Below are 14,999 nucleotides of genomic sequence, written 5' to 3' on the forward strand. Positions count from 1 at the left end.
AATGTTTTAAATAAAAATTTTTACCGAATTTAATAATTATTTGATATTAAATTAACAAATTTTAACATCCTCAACTAAAAATCGATAAATCACCTAAAAAATCGATGAAAAACAAAAAGGCGATAGTTTCCTACCGCCTTTCAAATATTTACCTAAAAATAATTAAAAAAACATTTCTGGCACTTCGCCTTCAATTATAAGTTCTGCTTCAGTGGCTTTGATGATATCCTCAACGGATACCCCTGGCGCGCGTTCTAATAATTTGAAACCGTTAGCCGTGATTTCTAATACTGCTAATTCGGTTACTACTTTTTTCACGCAACCTACCCCCGTTAAAGGTAAAGTACATTTTTTTAGAATTTTAGATTCACCCGCTTTGTTCACGTGCATCATGGCCACAATGATGTTTTCGGCAGAAGCGACTAAATCCATAGCACCCCCCATACCTTTGACCATTTTCCCTGGAATTTTCCAGTTCGCGATATCTCCATTTTCAGCTACTTCCATAGCCCCTAAAATGGTTAAGTCTACTTTTTGTGCACGTATCATTCCAAAACTAAATGCCGAATCGAAGAAACTCGCTCCGGGTAGAGTCGTTATGGTTTGTTTTCCTGCATTGATGATGTCTGCATCTTCTTCGCCTTCAAAAGGAAAAGGCCCCATGCCTAAAACTCCGTTTTCAGACTGAAATTCAACAGAAATATCCTCACGTACATAATTCGCCACTAACGTAGGAATCCCGATTCCAAGATTTACATAGTAGCCGTCTTTTACTTCTTTAGCTATGCGTTGTGCTATTTGATTTTTATCTAATGCCATATATCATTTGATGATTTGAAAATTTGATAATTCTGAAATTATTTTTTCTTAGATGAAGCGATAATTTTTGAAATAATCAAATTTATGGATTGTAATTTTCTGAATAATTCTTCATTAGGATTTGGATAGAATTCTGAATTTTTACACAACTCTAACCAAAATTGTAACTCATCTGCCTCTTTTGCTGAAATCTTAAACTTATGAATAAAGTCAGCCTTACTTTCAGCATTTTGAGCTTCCCTAATATTTGCTCCTATTGATGTACCACTTCTAAAAATCTGAGATGCCATTTCGAAACGATTTGTTTTTCTAATTTCCTCAGAGAAACTAATTATTTCTAATGCAAATTCAAAAGTTAATTTTACAATTAAATTATCTTTATCGTTTCTCATCTTCAAATTTTCAAATTAAAGAATCAATAAATTACTTTTGTCTTACCGTTCGTTGTTCAATTCGTTTTTCAAATTTTTCTCCTTGGAAAATGCGGTTAATCATAATACCAGGGATGTGGATTTCATTAGGGTCTAACGTACCTGCTGGAACTAATTCTTCCACTTCTGCAATAGTGATTTTTGCTGCACCTGCCATAGGCGCATTGAAGTTTCTTGCGGTTCCTTTGAAAATTAAATTTCCTGCTTCGTCACCTTTCCACGCTTTTACAATGGAAAAATCAGCTTTGAACGCATGTTCTAAAATGTGCATTTTCCCATTAAATTCACGCACTTCTTTCCCTTCAGCTACTTCTGTTCCATAACCTGCTGGTGTAAAGAAAGCGGGAATACCTGCTTGTGCGGCACGGCATTTTTCAGCTAAAGTTCCTTGGGGAGTCAATTCAACTTCTAATTCTCCCGAAAGCATTTGACGTTCAAATTCAGCATTTTCTCCCACATAAGAAGAAATCATTTTTTTAATTTGACGTTTTTGTAATAACAAACCCAGACCAAAATCGTCTACTCCTGCATTGTTAGAAATACAAGTCAACTCTTTTACGCCTTTGTTTACTAATTCTGTAATACTATTTTCTGGAATTCCGCAAAGTCCAAAACCACCTAACATTATGGTCATTCCGTCTTGAATTCCTTCTAAAGCTTCTTGTACGTTGTTAACTTTTCTTGATATCATAGTTGTGTTTATAATCCAAATTCATCTGTATTTTGTTCTTCAGGTTTCACGCCTGTCGAATCGGTAGCTGTACTATCGGTTTCTCTTCTGCTGTAAGAAGGCGCCGAGTAGCAATCTACTTTAATATTCAAATCTGCTGGTTTTTCAAAGGCTTCTTTTGAAATATTTAAAGTTGGGTCAGCATAACATTTTTTCATAAATAATGCCCAAATAGGCAAAGCCATCGTAGCTCCTTGTCCAGAAGCAAGTGTTTTAAAGTGAGCCGAACGGTCTTCGTTACCTACCCAAACTCCTGTGGCTAAATTAGGCACCATACCAATAAACCAACCATCCGATTGATTTTGCGAAGTTCCTGTTTTACCCGCAATTGGGTTAGTAAACATATACGGATAGCCTGTTACACGGTTGTATTTCCATCCGCCACCTTGGGTACGCAAACGGTCTCCAGAACCTGACTCTGTTACTCCTTCTAATAATTTAATAACAGCGTACGATACATCTTTGCTCAACACATCTTTTGATTCTAACTTAGGCTCAAAAATCACATTGCCATTTTTATCTTCAATTCTTGAAATTACTTGCGGTTTGATATAAATCCCTTGATTTGCAAACGAACTAAAAGCGGCCACCATATCACGAACCGTAATATCTACAGCACCTAAGGCAATAGAAGGTTGCGATGGAATTTCTGTTTCTACCCCTAATTTTCTTAGCAAGGCAATCACCGCATCAGGCCCTGTTTTGTCAATTAATTTTGCAGAAACTGTATTTACCGAGTTCGCCAATGCCTTTTTCAAAGTCATCATTCCACGGTACTTTCTATCAGAGTTACGAGGTTCCCAGTCTTCCGTTACATTGTGTTTTCCTTTACGAATCATGAAAGGACCATCTAAAATAGTATCACAAGGTGACATTCCTAATTGTTGGATAGCTGTTGCATACACAAACGGTTTAAAAGTAGAACCTACTTGACGAGCGCCTAAACCTACGTGGTCGTATTGGAAATAACGGTAATCGATACCTCCTACCCAAGCTTTTACATGACCCGTTTGTGGTTCCATAGACATGATACCTGGCTGTAAGAAATGCTTGTAATAACGAATAGAATCGTAAGGCGTCATAACCGTATCGCGGTCGCCTTTCCAAGTGAAAACCGTCATTTTTGTTTTGATAAAGAAGGACTTTTTGATGTCTTCTTCGTCTTTTCCATTTTCAGATAAAATTCTCCAACGCTCAGTTGTACGCATGGAACGGTCCATTACTTTATCAATCTCAGTTTGATTGATTTTTACGAAAGGAGCTGTTTCATTGTTTTTTTGTTCTGCAAAGAATTCCTCTTGTAAGTTCGCTAAGTGCTCTTTCATGGCTTCTTCTGCATACAATTGCATACGCGAATCGATGGTGGTATAAATTTTTAAGCCGTCAGAATAAATATTATAATCGGAACCATCTTCTTTTTTATTCTCTTCCACCCATTTTTTCATAAAGTCACGCAAATACTCACGGAAATAGGTTGCCGTTCCTTCGTTATATTTTTCAGGTGAAAAAGTTAATTTAATCGCCTTTGCTTGGTAATTTTCTTTTTGAGTAGTAGTTAAGAAACCGTTTTTCTCCATCTGTTTCAATACCACATTACGACGGTCGCGAACTTTTTCTTCGCGTTTTAATGGATTGAACAACGAAGGGTTTTTAAGCATCCCCACCAACATAGCCGATTCATCTACAGTAAGTTGTTTGGGTTCTTTGGCAAAATATACTTTTGCTGCCGAACGAATTCCTACTGCGGTATTGACGAAATCAACCTTATTTAGATACATGGCAATGATTTCGTTTTTAGTATATTGACGTTCTAAACGAATAGCTATAATCCATTCTTTTACTTTTTGTACCAAACGGAACAATTTGAAAGAAGAACCTTCACCGTGGAATAGTAATTTAGCCAACTGTTGTGTCAATGTAGATGCTCCCCCACGACTACCTAAGGTTAAAGTTGCACTCAATGTACGCTTACCATCAATTCCTGAGTGCTCATAAAAGCGCTCATCTTCAGTAGCAACTAAAGCATTTACCAAATGTTTAGGCAAATCTTCATAGTTAACAGGCGTACGGTTTTCATTAAAAAATTTACCAATCACCACACCATCTGAAGAGATAATTTCGGTAGCTAAATTAGATTCAGGATTTTCTAATTCTTCAAACGAAGGCATAGGACCAAAAAGCCCCCAAGAGGCAAAAAGGAAAAACAAGAATACGCCACCAAAAGCATACATAAAGTATTTCCAAAACTTTTTCACATAAGGTGAAAAATCAGGTTTGCGGGTATTTAATTTTTGAGACATAAATTATTTAATTGTTGCTGTTGATTCAATTCTAAAACCTAATTCGGTAACTCCTTTCAACACTTCTACGCCTTTTAACTTTCCGTTTTGACGCACGGCTTGTTGAATGGTTACGGCATATTTTCCTTTAACGGGAAACTGGTAGTTCTCCTTATACCAAAGTTTACTTTCTTTAACATCCGAAAAACCTTCGCCCATTAAGGTACCGTCTGGGTTAGCCATTTGATATTCTAAAGTGTCCACTAGAATTTTCCCTTCGGGTTGTTCTAATTTTACAATTAAAAACAGGTTACTAAACTCGTAATCATTATTATTACGAATATTAACAAACAGGTTCAGTGGTTTTTTTGAAGCCTCTTGCTCAAACTCAAAACGCACTGCTTCTTTTTTAGGCCAACCGTCTTCGAAGGTTTTATATTCGTCAAAAACTTGGGTTTCATCGCAAGAAACCGTCGTTATGCCTAAAAGCAATGCAAAAAAACTAGTTGTTAGAATCTTTCTTATCATTTCTATTTTTTGGCCTATTATTTTTTGGTCTAGGTTTTCTATTTTCGTTTCTTAGTTTGTTGTTTTCAGGAGTTGTCGCATCAGGATTTACCTGTTCTCCTTTGGGTTCCTGACGTTCAGGACGTGGACGCGCTTGCCCTTCTGGTCTTGGTTTAGTACCTTCCGGACGTGGTCTGTTCCCTTCTTGTTTCGGCTTTCCACCTTCTGGTCTAGGACGATTGCCTTCTTGTTTTGGTTTTTGCCCCTCAGGACGTGGACGTTGTCCGCCTTCAGATTTTGGACGCTGATTTTCGTTTCTAGGTTTCCCATTCTCAGGTTTCGAAACCGTTTGCGCCTCATTAGAAACTACTACAGGCTTTTTCTTTTTATTATTTTTATTACGTTTTTTAGGTTGGTCAAAACGCGTTAAGCTATCTTGCCCCATCGCATTTTGGAACGTTTTTTCAACCTCTTCTTTTTCTTCTTCAAAAACAAAATCTTCTAAGGTTGCAATACGTTTTCCTTGTTTATTCAAAGCCATGATTTCTTTTACCTCACTCACTTGCAAAACATGCCAAACCGCCATGCTATCTGGATGAGAGAACCACATTAGCTCTTTGAAAATATCAATTTTTTGACAAACAGCATCTCCTTTTTCTGTAAGCAATTTGGTTTCCATATCTGGAAAATCCTTCAAGGCATCCATATAGGTATCCAACTCATAATTCAAACAACACTTTAACTTCCCACATTGACCTGCTAATTTTTGCGGATTCAAGGAAAGTTGTTGGTAACGAGCCGCAGACGTATTTACACTTCTAAAATCAGTCAACCAAGTCGAACAACACAATTCGCGACCGCAAGAACCTACCCCGCCTAAACGAGCTGCTTCTTGACGGAAACCTACTTGTTTCATTTCGATACGGATTTTGAATGCCGAAGCATAATCCTTAATCAATTGTCTAAAATCGACACGGTCATTAGCCGTGTAATAAAAAGTCGCTTTAGAACCATCGCCTTGAAATTCAATATCAGAAATTTTCATTTCTAAATTCAACGCAATGGCAAGCTCACGAGCTCTAACTTGAATACTCGCTTCTTTATCTCGGGCATCTTGCCAAATATCGATATCTTTTTGAGAGGCTTTACGGTAAATTTTAGGAACTTCTCCAGTATAGTCAGCGCCTTTTTTCTTCATTTGCACTTTAACCAATTCGCCAGTTAAAGTTACAATACCTACATCATGACCTGGTGAAGCTTCGGTAGCTACCACATCGCCAATAGAAAGCGTTAGTTTTTCAGCATTTCTGAAAAATTCCTTACGCCCGTTTTTAAAACGCACTTCTACACAGTCAAAAGGGTCTTGACCTCCCGGAAGCGACATATTTGCTAACCAGTCAAAAACAGTGAGTTTGTTGCAACTGTCCGTTCCACAGGTGCCATTATTTTTACACCCCTTAGGCGCACCGCCCGTCGAGGTTGAACAACTTGTACATGCCATAAAATTTGAATATATATTGGTCGTCGCGCTATAGCGGACTACTACTGCCAAATTAGTTTAGTGTGTAAAGATACATATTTTGAAATTACAAAACTCAAATTACAATTTTCAAAAAAGCAAAAACCCGTTACATAAAAACATAACGGGTTTATTTTATAACGTGAGTTCGATGTAAATTTAGTCTGATTATCCGTCTCTTCGAGTGATTTTCCGTAGTGAAACGAAGGAAAATTATATCGAGAAGTGTCATCAAATAAGTTCTCGATACATTTTCTGTTCCATTTTATTACACAAAAAATACTCGAACAGACGGGAAACACTAAATATCACAAAATTATAAATCGAACTCAATTTTATAGTTAAAAGTACCTAATGACTAGCTCAATACTTTAAATAATTTGTCCGATGGACGCACTTTAAAGGGTACGGTAAAAGTAACTTTATCTCCCATTTTAGCAGTGGCTCCTTGTTGCCCATTGACAAAAAGTTGTTCAACTACTAAATGGTGTTCTCCCGTAGTAGGTCCTTGGATTATCACTTTATCCCCAGCCTTCAACTCGTGATTGGTCATCGTAAATTGTCCTACTTGTGATTTAGAATAGTAATGTTCTCCTTTTGCCACCATCACTTTTTTCACCGCTATACGTTGGCGTAAAGTTTTAGGCTTCGGCAGTTCTTCTGTGGCTTTAGCTAAACTAATACCTTCTAAAACTCCAGATTTTTTGAAGGTCAAACTATCCGATTTTCCTTTTCTGAAAATTTTATTACCTACATTAATCCCCTTTCTACGTTTTACTTGTTCTTCTAACGATAAATGTGTGGTTTTTAAACATTCGGTGGAACAACAATGCTCCATTTTTTCAGCACAGGCATCACATTGTATGAATAATAAATGACAACCGTCGTTAGCACAATTTGTATGATTGTCACACGGTTTTCCACATTGGTGGCATTGCGCAATAATATCGTCAGTAATTCTTTCTCCTAAACGGTGGTCAAATACGAAGTTTTTACCAATGAATTTGCTTTCCAACCCTTGCTCTTTGATTTGGCGTGCGTAGTTGATAATTCCACCTTCTAATTGGTACACATTTTTGAATCCTTGGTGCTTGAAATAAGCTGATGCTTTTTCGCAACGGATTCCCCCAGTACAATACATTACTAGGTTTTTATCTTCTTTAAATTCTTGTAATTGCTCATTAATGATAGGCAACGATTCTCGGAAAGTTTCTACATCAGGCGTGATAGCCCCTTTAAAATGCCCTACTTCACTTTCGTAGTGGTTTCTAAAATCTACCACTATCGTGTTAGGGTCGTCTAAAATCGCATTGAAAGCAGCAGCTTCCAAATGCACCCCTTTATTTGTTACATCAAAAGTAGCGTCATTTAATCCATCGGCAACGATTTTGTGACGTACTTTAACGGTTAATTTTAAAAAAGAATGGTCATCATGCTCCACGGCTACGTTGATACGGATGCCTTTCATGAAATCATAAGCTTCTAAGGTATCGCGGAAAGCTTCAAAATTTTCAGCTGGCACACTCATTTGTGCATTAATTCCTTCGGTCGCCACATATACGCGTCCCAAAGCCTCTAGTTTGTCCCAAGCTAAAAATAAATCGTTACGGAATTGTTGCGGGTCAGTGATGTGCGCATATTGATAGAAAGAAATGGTAAGACGTTGTTTCCCCGCTTGGTCAATCAACTCCGCTCTTTCTTCTGCGCTTAAAGTGTTATACAGTTGCATGCTATAAACGTTAAGTGAGAAATGTTACAAAATGTTTTTGAATTCTAAATGGAAGAATTCGGGTGCAAATTTATTGATTTTTAGATAATCTCAAAATATTTCCCTGGTAAAGGTCTCACCACACCTTTCAATTCCATATTTAAAAATAGCGAAGAGAGCTTATACACAGGCAACTCACATTGAAGGGCAATATAATCTAAATGTTCTTTGCCCTTGGTTTTCAAAAAATCATAGACCATTTGTTCCTCAGTTTCTAGCGTAATAAACAGTTGTTTCTGAATCCCTTTAGGGCTTTTTGGGATATCCCAATTGAGTTGGCATACCACATCAGTGGCATGAGTAAGCATTTGAGCTTTGTTTGTTTTTATCAATTCGTTACAGCCTTTGCTGTAGGTATCCGTTGTACGACCTGGTACTGCAAAAACGTCTCTATTATATTCATCAGCCATTTGGGCGGTTAATAAGGAACCGCCTTGTTCAGCACTTTCTATGACAATAGTAGCTTCAGTCATACCCGCCACGATGCGATTGCGCTTGACAAAATTTTCTCTATCAGGATTGGAAGTACTCCAAAATTCTGTGATAAACCCACCGTTTTCCTCCATCTTTCGCATATACTTTTTGTGATTCTTAGGATATATCTGATTCAAACCGTGTGCTAATACCCCAATGGTTTGCAAATTATGCTCTAAGGAGGTTTGATGTGCCACGATATCCACACCATAGGCAAAACCGCTAATGATAACTGGATTATGAGGAGCTAAATCGGCTATAAGTTGCTTGCAAAACTCAGTACCATGAGCGGTAACTTGTCGCGTTCCAACAATGCTAATGAGTTTTCTGTTTTCTAAATGTATATTTCCCGAAGTAAATAAAAGTACTGGAGCATCATAACATTGCTTGAGCCGTTCTGGATATAACGCATCTTGGTAGTACCATACCTCTAGTTTTTCTTTGTGGATAAATTCGAGTTCTTTCTCCGCTTCGATAAGTAAATTTGGATTTTGAAGTTTTTGAATGAGGGTAGCACCAATTCCTTCGATACGAGCAAGTTGAATACTTTTGGCACGAAAAACTTCTTCGGCAGAACCTAAATGATGAATCAATCGTTTGGCAATAACATCACCAATGCCTTCTGCTTTTAGCAAGGCTAAGGCATATAATAAATCGTGTTGTAACATGGCGTATATCTTAAATACCTAAAGATAAGGATTTTTTAAAATTGTTAATAACATTTGTTAATAAAATTTTTATTTCGCCTTGTATTCTATAATTTTGTTCCTAGAAATCGCCATTGTAATTTGTTATTAAAAACAACATTATAAACATTAGCGATACCATAAATATATTTTGAACACATGAATATCGAACAGCATATATCGCAATTATTATATCGTTACCAATGTGTAATTGTTCCAAATTTTGGAGCCTTTTTGACGGAAACAGTTACGGCTACTTTTCAAGAAAACACGAATACCTTTTGCCCTCCTAAAAAAGTAGTTTCATTTAATACTTACATTAAAAACAATGATGGTTTATTAGCCAATCATATAGCTACCACGGAACATATTAGTTACGACCAAGCGGTACATCGTTTAGAAAACATGGTAAAAGAATGGATGACTAAACTACAGAATCGTGATTTTATCGTTTTAAAAAACGTGGGGATTTTAAAATACAATACCGAAAACAATATTGTTTTTGAAGCCTTTGAACATACCAATTATTTGACAGCGTCTTTTGGCTTAAGTAGTATTGTATCACCTACCATTAAAAGAGAAGTTTTAAAAACTATTGTTACTGAAGAAGTGGTTGAAACCTTAGTGGCCGAAGAAATCAACGAAACCATCGCAATCGCTACACCTGTACAGAAAAATCCGTTCCGCAGTTTTATGCGTTATGCAGCCTTAATTACTTTAGGTGTTGGTGGTGGAACTGCTGGCTATTTAGGTTACATGAACCAACAAAATCAAGAACAAACCTTGTTAGTACAACAAGAAGTTCAAAAAGAGGTAGAAACGAAATTACAAGAAGCAACTTTCTTTATTGACAATCCTATTTCCACTTCTCCTGAGAAAAAAACCTTAGCCTTTCATTTAGTAGCAGCTTCTTTCAGAAGTCAAGCTAATGCAGATAGAGCAGTGTCAGAATTAAAAGCAAAAGGTTTTGAAGACGCTAAAGTAATGCCACAAAACGAACAAGGACTATATCCCGTTTTCTATGGCAGTTACCCAACTTATACCGAAGCACAATACCAATTGACCACAATACAAGAGAAGGATAATCCAGAAGCTTGGTTGTTGATTAAAAATTTATAATTCGCAAAATGCCTTTCATTTCGGAAGGCATTTTTAATTAATATTCAATATAAACATTATACCTTTGTAAAAAATTTAAAAATATGAATCCAAAATTTCCATCTGAGTCTTTGACTGTTTTAACGGATTTAGTTTTACCTGGAGAAACCAATCCTCTAAATAATTTATTTGGTGGTGAATTGTTAGCACGTATGGACCGTGCAGCGAGTATTGCAGCGCGTCGTCATTCACGTCGTCATACGGTGACTGCTTCTGTGAATCACGTAGCTTTTAACCGCGCCATTCCACTAGGAAGTGTGGTTACGGTTGAAGCAAAAGTGTCGAGAGCCTTCACTAGTTCTATGGAAATCTTTTTGGATGTATGGATTGAAGACCGTGAAAATGGCAACAAAACTAAAGCTAACGAGGCTATTTATACCTTTGTCGCTGTGGATGATACGGGTAGACCTGTTGAAGTACCTCAAATTGTACCTCAAACTGAGGAAGAACAAAAACGTTATGATGCTGCACTACGACGCAAACAATTAAGTTTAGTCTTGGCAGGTAAAATGCATCCCGACGAAGCTACTGAATTAAAAGCTTTGTTTATTCACGATTAAATTTTGAATTAATAGCAATAAAAAAGTCCCTCGCGGGACTTTTCTTTTTTACATATTCTTTATCCAAGATTGTGGATTCAATTTATTCGTGTTTTGATAGATTAAGAACTTCAAAACTGCTTTGCCTGTAAAGCTATTGTAATGAATTGAACCTATAGCTTGTTTGGTTGAAACTTTTTGTCCCTTACCCACACTCACATTACTCAAGTTGGAATACGTGGTCAAATAATCCCCATGACGGATTACTACAGTTGCCGTTCCGTTAGGCGCCATCTGTACATCACTTACCTCTCCATTAAAAACCGCACGTGCTTGTGCTCCTCTTTCGGATGAAATTTCAACACCACTACTTTCAATCATAATAGAGGGTTCTAGCGGGTGCGGCTGACGCCCGAAACGCTTGGTCAAGGCTCCTTTTTCAACTGGCCAAGGCAAACGACCACGGTTTGATCGAAAATCATTAGCCATTTCTTTTGCCTCTGGAGTTAAAACGAAAGTTGTAGTATTAGAAGCATTCCCTGATTTTTTATTTGCAGCCGCAATGGCTTCACGAATCAAACGTTCAATTTGTTTTTCAATTGCACGTGATTCTTTTTGTTTTTTACGAATTTCGGCAATAATTTTTTTCTTGTCTTTCTTAATACTGTTGAGCAAACGCTCTTGTTCTTGACGTTCTTTTTCTAAATCTTGCTTTTCTTTTTCGCTTTCTGCAATCAGTTTTTCTTTTTCTTTTTTCTGCACACCTAATTTAGCACCATACGTTTCCAGTTGACTTGTTTTATCCTTAATCTCCTCACCTTGCATTTTACGAAACGTTGAATATTGCTTCATATATTGGGCACGTTTGTAAGCTTGTAAGAAATTGTCAGCCGATAAGATAAACATGGCACGGCTTTGTTCTGAGCGGCTTTTATATGATTTTTCAATCATTTCAGCATAATCTTCTTTTAAGATTTGCAAATCATTTTTAAGTTGATTTACCTTAACTTGATTGATATACATACTGTTTCCCAATACCTTTTTTTGCTTTTCGGTAGTGCGAATTAATTTGAGTTGCAATCCGATTTTCTCCTTTTGGTTAGCCACAATTTTAGAAACATCCTTTTCTTTTTTGCGCTGCATCCCCAATTGAAGTTCTTTCTGACGGATTTCTTCTTGTAATCTGGCTTTTTGTTCCTCAAGTCTTCTTTGCCTATCTTCCTCTTGTGACCAGCAAATAAAATTTGCAAAAAGCAAAACAAAAGTTAATATCTGTTTGACAGGTAATTTTTGAAGTTTATTTAATTTTAATTTGTTCATAACCATTGGGTACATTATAAGGGAAATTCATCTTTTCATTAAACGAAATATGCTTGTTTTGTATTGCTATGGAAGTTGTTTTTTGACCTTGCATAGCAAAAATGGCAAGCTCCATAGGCAAAATACATTCTGGATACGATTGAATATTATTGTATTGCACCACCATTTTTCGATCAGGTTGTATTTGTTTAATTTCTTGTTTCTTTAAGACGAATAAATTAGGATCAAATACAAATGACGTTGCAATATTTCCATCGGTAACCTCGTCTAATTTAGGTGCATTATCTTCCATTGAAAAATCATATTTCTTTAATGCTAAATCATCAACCGCACGACCTAAAAGCATATTTTGTACTTTCTGAAAATTCAACTCAGTTCCTAACCAATCACTTAACATTTGATAATCACCTTCAAAATATTTACCACTAACCTTTTCGTAATATTTAACTTCTTTAGGTGTAATTAACGCTTTAGCTCCAGTAAACCCAAACATTTTAATCGTAACCAAGATTACTTCATCTTTTTTTATTCTAATATCCGCTGAGACACTTAATGACTGACGAGCATCTTTATAATCAACATACGTTTTAATCAAAGCCGTTTTAAAATTTGCAGTCAACGCTCTATGATTAGCAATAATATTATTTGTGGTTTCATTAGCCACTGGAGTAACTACAGGTATAGTTTCTACTGCTTTCTGTTTTGCTTTACAAGACAGTAATAATGTAGCTACTACAAGCATGCTTGCTATATTTTTCATCATTTTTTCTTATTTTTCAGATTCGTAGCTTTGATTTGGTATTCCTCTGCTTTTTTAGCATTTCCTAAAGCTGAAGCAACTTCTTTCATTAGGATTAAAAAATCCATTTCCAAATCGGGATTATCCACTACATAATCTAAGCCAATCTCTAAATATTCGTTGGCTTTTTTAAAATTTTTAAGTTGGTAATTCGCTTTGCCTGCAAAATAGTAAAATTCGGGTTGGTTTGGAAATAAATCGATACTATCTACCGCTAATTTTTGAATTGCTGTAAAATTCCCTTTCTCTTCATAAGAAGCTAATAAAAATATAGCCGATTCAGTATCGTTCTTTTTAGCCACCACCGATTTTTCTAAATGCTTAATCGCCAAATCCCATTGCTTTTTCTTATAATAAAATTTGCCCACTTCTTTGTACACATCAAACTCAGGGTCACCTTCAAAATACTGCGTCGCTGTGGTCAGCTGATTTTCAAAACTTGGATTTTTAGTCACATAAATCAGAAACTCATTAAACATTTTGATTTTGATTTTCTTATCCAGTTTGCGACTTTTTAATACCGTTTCAAGAGCTTGATAGGCTTCGGTACCCTTACCATCATTGATGTGATATTTGAAAATAAACACCTGTGCCCATTCAGAATTCGGAATGTTTTTTTGCATTTTCTCAATCCATTCACGTGCTTTCTCTTCTTGATTACTTTCAGAATATTTAGTAATCAAGGACAGATAGTTTTCTTCATTCAATGGATTTTCAGTAATAGCTTTTTCCAAATCATTTTTGTTCCCTGCGTTCGAACCTGTTTGACGGTTTATTTCGGCACGGTATAGATTTCTACGTTCGGTCTTCCCATCGGTTTCATCTAACTCATTGATAAGCAAAAGTGCTTTATCGTACTGGCGGGAATACATATACAATGCCAGTAAGTCTTCTTTGTATTTCGCATCTAATGGGATGATGCGATGTAAGGTAGCAATCCCTTGATTGTAATTCTTTGTTTGGTAATACACCTCGTACAAATCTATCCAATACCATTTGTTTTTTGGAACCAATTGAGTGGCTTTGGTAAAATACTTTTCGGCAGTCAAATACTGCTTCATGAAAAAATAATTTTTCCCCAACTCGTGATTGATGACATCGTTTTCTGGTTGCTTATCCAAACATTTTTCTAAGCTGATAATCGCTTTATCGTAATTTTCAATGGCCTTTTGCTTTAACGCTTCGTAATAGGCTTCTTGAAAACTATCGGCTTCAAGGGCGATATCTTCAGGATTTGTTTGACTCCATAAAGAATGTGATAAACATAGAGAAACAAAAAAAAACTTTATCTTCATTTTTTTGAGACTACTTTAAATTAAAAAAAGTCAGCTTTTAACTGACTTTGATATTTTTTAGGATTAACCAACTATAACATCTTTTTTCATACTCTACTATTTTTAATTAATAAAATATATTATCAAATATAATACCTTTTTCAATTAAACAGAAATTAATTAACATTCAATTCATCACCAGACAGAAATTTCTTTTCTGTTATACAATCCTTCGTAAGATAATCATGAACAAAAACCTTATTAAACCCAGATAAAGAATGTTTAGCAATGATAGTCAGTCTGATGAACGAGGATTCATCCTCCCAATTCTGTTCCAAATCTTCTGTTGTTCTAATCCTCATTGCATGTAAATTATGTAAATCGTTATCCTTAGCAAAAGGGATATAAGAAATAAAGTTATCTTTTAGCTGTATATCCTTACCTTGTAAATTCCTCCCAGCAAAATCTCCAAAAGGTTTATAAAAAGTCAATTCTATATGAACATCAAATATTTCAACATCTGTATTATTTACAAACTTAAAAAAATAATTGCTCTCTCCATTGATATTAACTTTACTAATATATTTAGATATTGATATCACGGGTCTTTTCCTCTTCAAATAATATTTAAGAAAAAGGTAAGAGGAAATTAATCCAGTTAAAACACTTAAAATTACATTTAGAATTATTTCCATA

14 protein-coding genes are annotated in these 14,999 nt (G+C 35.8%); 2 read left to right on the top strand and 12 right to left on the bottom strand.

From position 1 onward, the window contains the following. Window positions 1-162: 162 nt before the first annotated feature. From ACQY29_RS03165 to dprA, 8 genes are all read right to left on the bottom strand, one after another. Window positions 163-819 (bottom strand): CoA transferase subunit B, encoded by a 657-nt coding sequence (locus ACQY29_RS03165; protein WP_428223801.1) that lies wholly within the window; start codon window positions 817-819, stop codon window positions 163-165. A 38-nt stretch (window positions 820-857) separates the two neighbouring features. Continuing rightward, window positions 858-1,211, bottom strand: coding sequence for a four helix bundle protein (locus tag ACQY29_RS03170; RefSeq protein ID WP_060381296.1), 354 nt, complete (start codon window positions 1,209-1,211; stop codon window positions 858-860). A 31-nt stretch (window positions 1,212-1,242) separates the two neighbouring features. Then, window positions 1,243-1,941, bottom strand: a complete 699-nt coding sequence (locus tag ACQY29_RS03175) for a CoA transferase subunit A (RefSeq protein WP_428223802.1) — start codon at window positions 1,939-1,941, stop codon at window positions 1,243-1,245. A gap of 8 nt (window positions 1,942-1,949) precedes the next feature. Beyond that, window positions 1,950-4,280 carry a penicillin-binding protein 1A gene (locus ACQY29_RS03180; RefSeq protein ID WP_428223803.1) on the bottom strand — a complete coding sequence of 777 codons (2,331 nt, stop codon included), beginning with the start codon at window positions 4,278-4,280 and terminating at the stop codon, window positions 1,950-1,952. Between the two features lie 3 nt (window positions 4,281-4,283). Further along, complete coding sequence (locus ACQY29_RS03185; RefSeq protein ID WP_428223804.1) at window positions 4,284-4,787, bottom strand: gliding motility lipoprotein GldH; 504 nt, start codon at window positions 4,785-4,787, stop codon at window positions 4,284-4,286. After that, a complete protein-coding gene (gene ricT / locus ACQY29_RS03190; protein WP_428223805.1) occupies window positions 4,762-6,267 on the bottom strand; it encodes a regulatory iron-sulfur-containing complex subunit RicT in 1,506 nt (501 codons plus the stop codon). Before ricT ends, ACQY29_RS03185 begins: the two co-directional genes overlap by 26 nt. Before the next feature lie 376 nt (window positions 6,268-6,643). Further along, complete coding sequence (locus ACQY29_RS03195; protein ID WP_428223806.1) at window positions 6,644-8,014, bottom strand: rhodanese-related sulfurtransferase; 1,371 nt, start codon at window positions 8,012-8,014, stop codon at window positions 6,644-6,646. An 80-nt stretch (window positions 8,015-8,094) separates the two neighbouring features. Further along, on the bottom strand, window positions 8,095-9,195 hold the full coding sequence (dprA, locus tag ACQY29_RS03200; protein WP_428223807.1) for a DNA-processing protein DprA: 1,101 nt from the start codon (window positions 9,193-9,195) through the stop codon (window positions 8,095-8,097). A 177-nt stretch (window positions 9,196-9,372) separates the two neighbouring features. On the opposite strand from dprA, the gene ACQY29_RS03205 reads away from it, so the two are divergent. Together ACQY29_RS03205 and ACQY29_RS03210 are read left to right on the top strand one after the other, a co-directional pair. After that, window positions 9,373-10,332 (top strand): SPOR domain-containing protein, encoded by a 960-nt coding sequence (locus tag ACQY29_RS03205; RefSeq protein WP_428223808.1) that lies wholly within the window; start codon window positions 9,373-9,375, stop codon window positions 10,330-10,332. 83 nt (window positions 10,333-10,415) lie between these two features. Continuing rightward, window positions 10,416-10,931 carry an acyl-CoA thioesterase gene (locus ACQY29_RS03210; protein ID WP_428223809.1) on the top strand — a complete coding sequence of 172 codons (516 nt, stop codon included), beginning with the start codon at window positions 10,416-10,418 and terminating at the stop codon, window positions 10,929-10,931. 48 nt (window positions 10,932-10,979) lie between these two features. Here ACQY29_RS03210 and ACQY29_RS03215 read toward each other — a convergent pair whose 3' ends face one another. The 4 genes from ACQY29_RS03215 to ACQY29_RS03230 form a co-directional block, all read right to left on the bottom strand. Continuing rightward, window positions 10,980-12,230: a murein hydrolase activator EnvC family protein gene (locus tag ACQY29_RS03215; RefSeq protein ID WP_428223810.1), complete on the bottom strand. Its 1,251-nt coding sequence runs from the start codon at window positions 12,228-12,230 to the stop codon at window positions 10,980-10,982. Further along, on the bottom strand, window positions 12,208-12,993 hold the full coding sequence (locus ACQY29_RS03220) for a DUF4292 domain-containing protein (RefSeq protein ID WP_428223811.1): 786 nt from the start codon (window positions 12,991-12,993) through the stop codon (window positions 12,208-12,210). The genes ACQY29_RS03215 and ACQY29_RS03220 overlap by 23 nt, the downstream gene beginning before the upstream one ends. Beyond that, window positions 12,990-14,324: a tetratricopeptide repeat protein gene (locus ACQY29_RS03225; RefSeq protein ID WP_428223812.1), complete on the bottom strand. Its 1,335-nt coding sequence runs from the start codon at window positions 14,322-14,324 to the stop codon at window positions 12,990-12,992. The genes ACQY29_RS03220 and ACQY29_RS03225 overlap by 4 nt, the downstream gene beginning before the upstream one ends. A gap of 155 nt (window positions 14,325-14,479) precedes the next feature. After that, the gene (locus ACQY29_RS03230) at window positions 14,480-14,998 is read right to left on the bottom strand and encodes a hypothetical protein (RefSeq protein ID WP_428223813.1); all 519 of its coding nucleotides are present in this window, start codon (window positions 14,996-14,998) and stop codon (window positions 14,480-14,482) included. Window position 14,999 lies beyond the last annotated feature (1 nt).

It is taken from the genome of Flavobacterium sp., from assembly GCF_965262375.1.
GTDB lineage: Bacteria > Bacteroidota > Bacteroidia > Flavobacteriales > Flavobacteriaceae > Flavobacterium.

What these genes read in the sequence shown, in the direction of transcription:
- ACQY29_RS03225 (WP_428223812.1), bottom strand. Translation starts at nt 14,324, where the DNA reads ATGAAGATAAAGTTTTTTTTTGTTTCTCTATGTTTATCACATTCTTTA.
- ACQY29_RS03185 (WP_428223804.1), bottom strand. Translation starts at nt 4,787, where the DNA reads ATGATAAGAAAGATTCTAACAACTAGTTTTTTTGCATTGCTTTTAGGC.
- ACQY29_RS03175 (WP_428223802.1), bottom strand. Translation starts at nt 1,941, where the DNA reads ATGATATCAAGAAAAGTTAACAACGTACAAGAAGCTTTAGAAGGAATT.
- ACQY29_RS03210 (WP_428223809.1), top strand. Translation starts at nt 10,416, where the DNA reads ATGAATCCAAAATTTCCATCTGAGTCTTTGACTGTTTTAACGGATTTA.
- ACQY29_RS03215 (WP_428223810.1), bottom strand. Translation starts at nt 12,230, where the DNA reads ATGAACAAATTAAAATTAAATAAACTTCAAAAATTACCTGTCAAACAG.
- ACQY29_RS03220 (WP_428223811.1), bottom strand. Translation starts at nt 12,993, where the DNA reads ATGATGAAAAATATAGCAAGCATGCTTGTAGTAGCTACATTATTACTG.
- ACQY29_RS03165 (WP_428223801.1), bottom strand. Translation starts at nt 819, where the DNA reads ATGGCATTAGATAAAAATCAAATAGCACAACGCATAGCTAAAGAAGTA.
- ricT (WP_428223805.1), bottom strand. Translation starts at nt 6,267, where the DNA reads ATGGCATGTACAAGTTGTTCAACCTCGACGGGCGGTGCGCCTAAGGGG.
- ACQY29_RS03170 (WP_060381296.1), bottom strand. Translation starts at nt 1,211, where the DNA reads ATGAGAAACGATAAAGATAATTTAATTGTAAAATTAACTTTTGAATTT.
- ACQY29_RS03230 (WP_428223813.1), bottom strand. Translation starts at nt 14,998, where the DNA reads ATGGAAATAATTCTAAATGTAATTTTAAGTGTTTTAACTGGATTAATT.
- dprA (WP_428223807.1), bottom strand. Translation starts at nt 9,195, where the DNA reads ATGTTACAACACGATTTATTATATGCCTTAGCCTTGCTAAAAGCAGAA.
- ACQY29_RS03195 (WP_428223806.1), bottom strand. Translation starts at nt 8,014, where the DNA reads ATGCAACTGTATAACACTTTAAGCGCAGAAGAAAGAGCGGAGTTGATT.
- ACQY29_RS03180 (WP_428223803.1), bottom strand. Translation starts at nt 4,280, where the DNA reads ATGTCTCAAAAATTAAATACCCGCAAACCTGATTTTTCACCTTATGTG.
- ACQY29_RS03205 (WP_428223808.1), top strand. Translation starts at nt 9,373, where the DNA reads ATGAATATCGAACAGCATATATCGCAATTATTATATCGTTACCAATGT.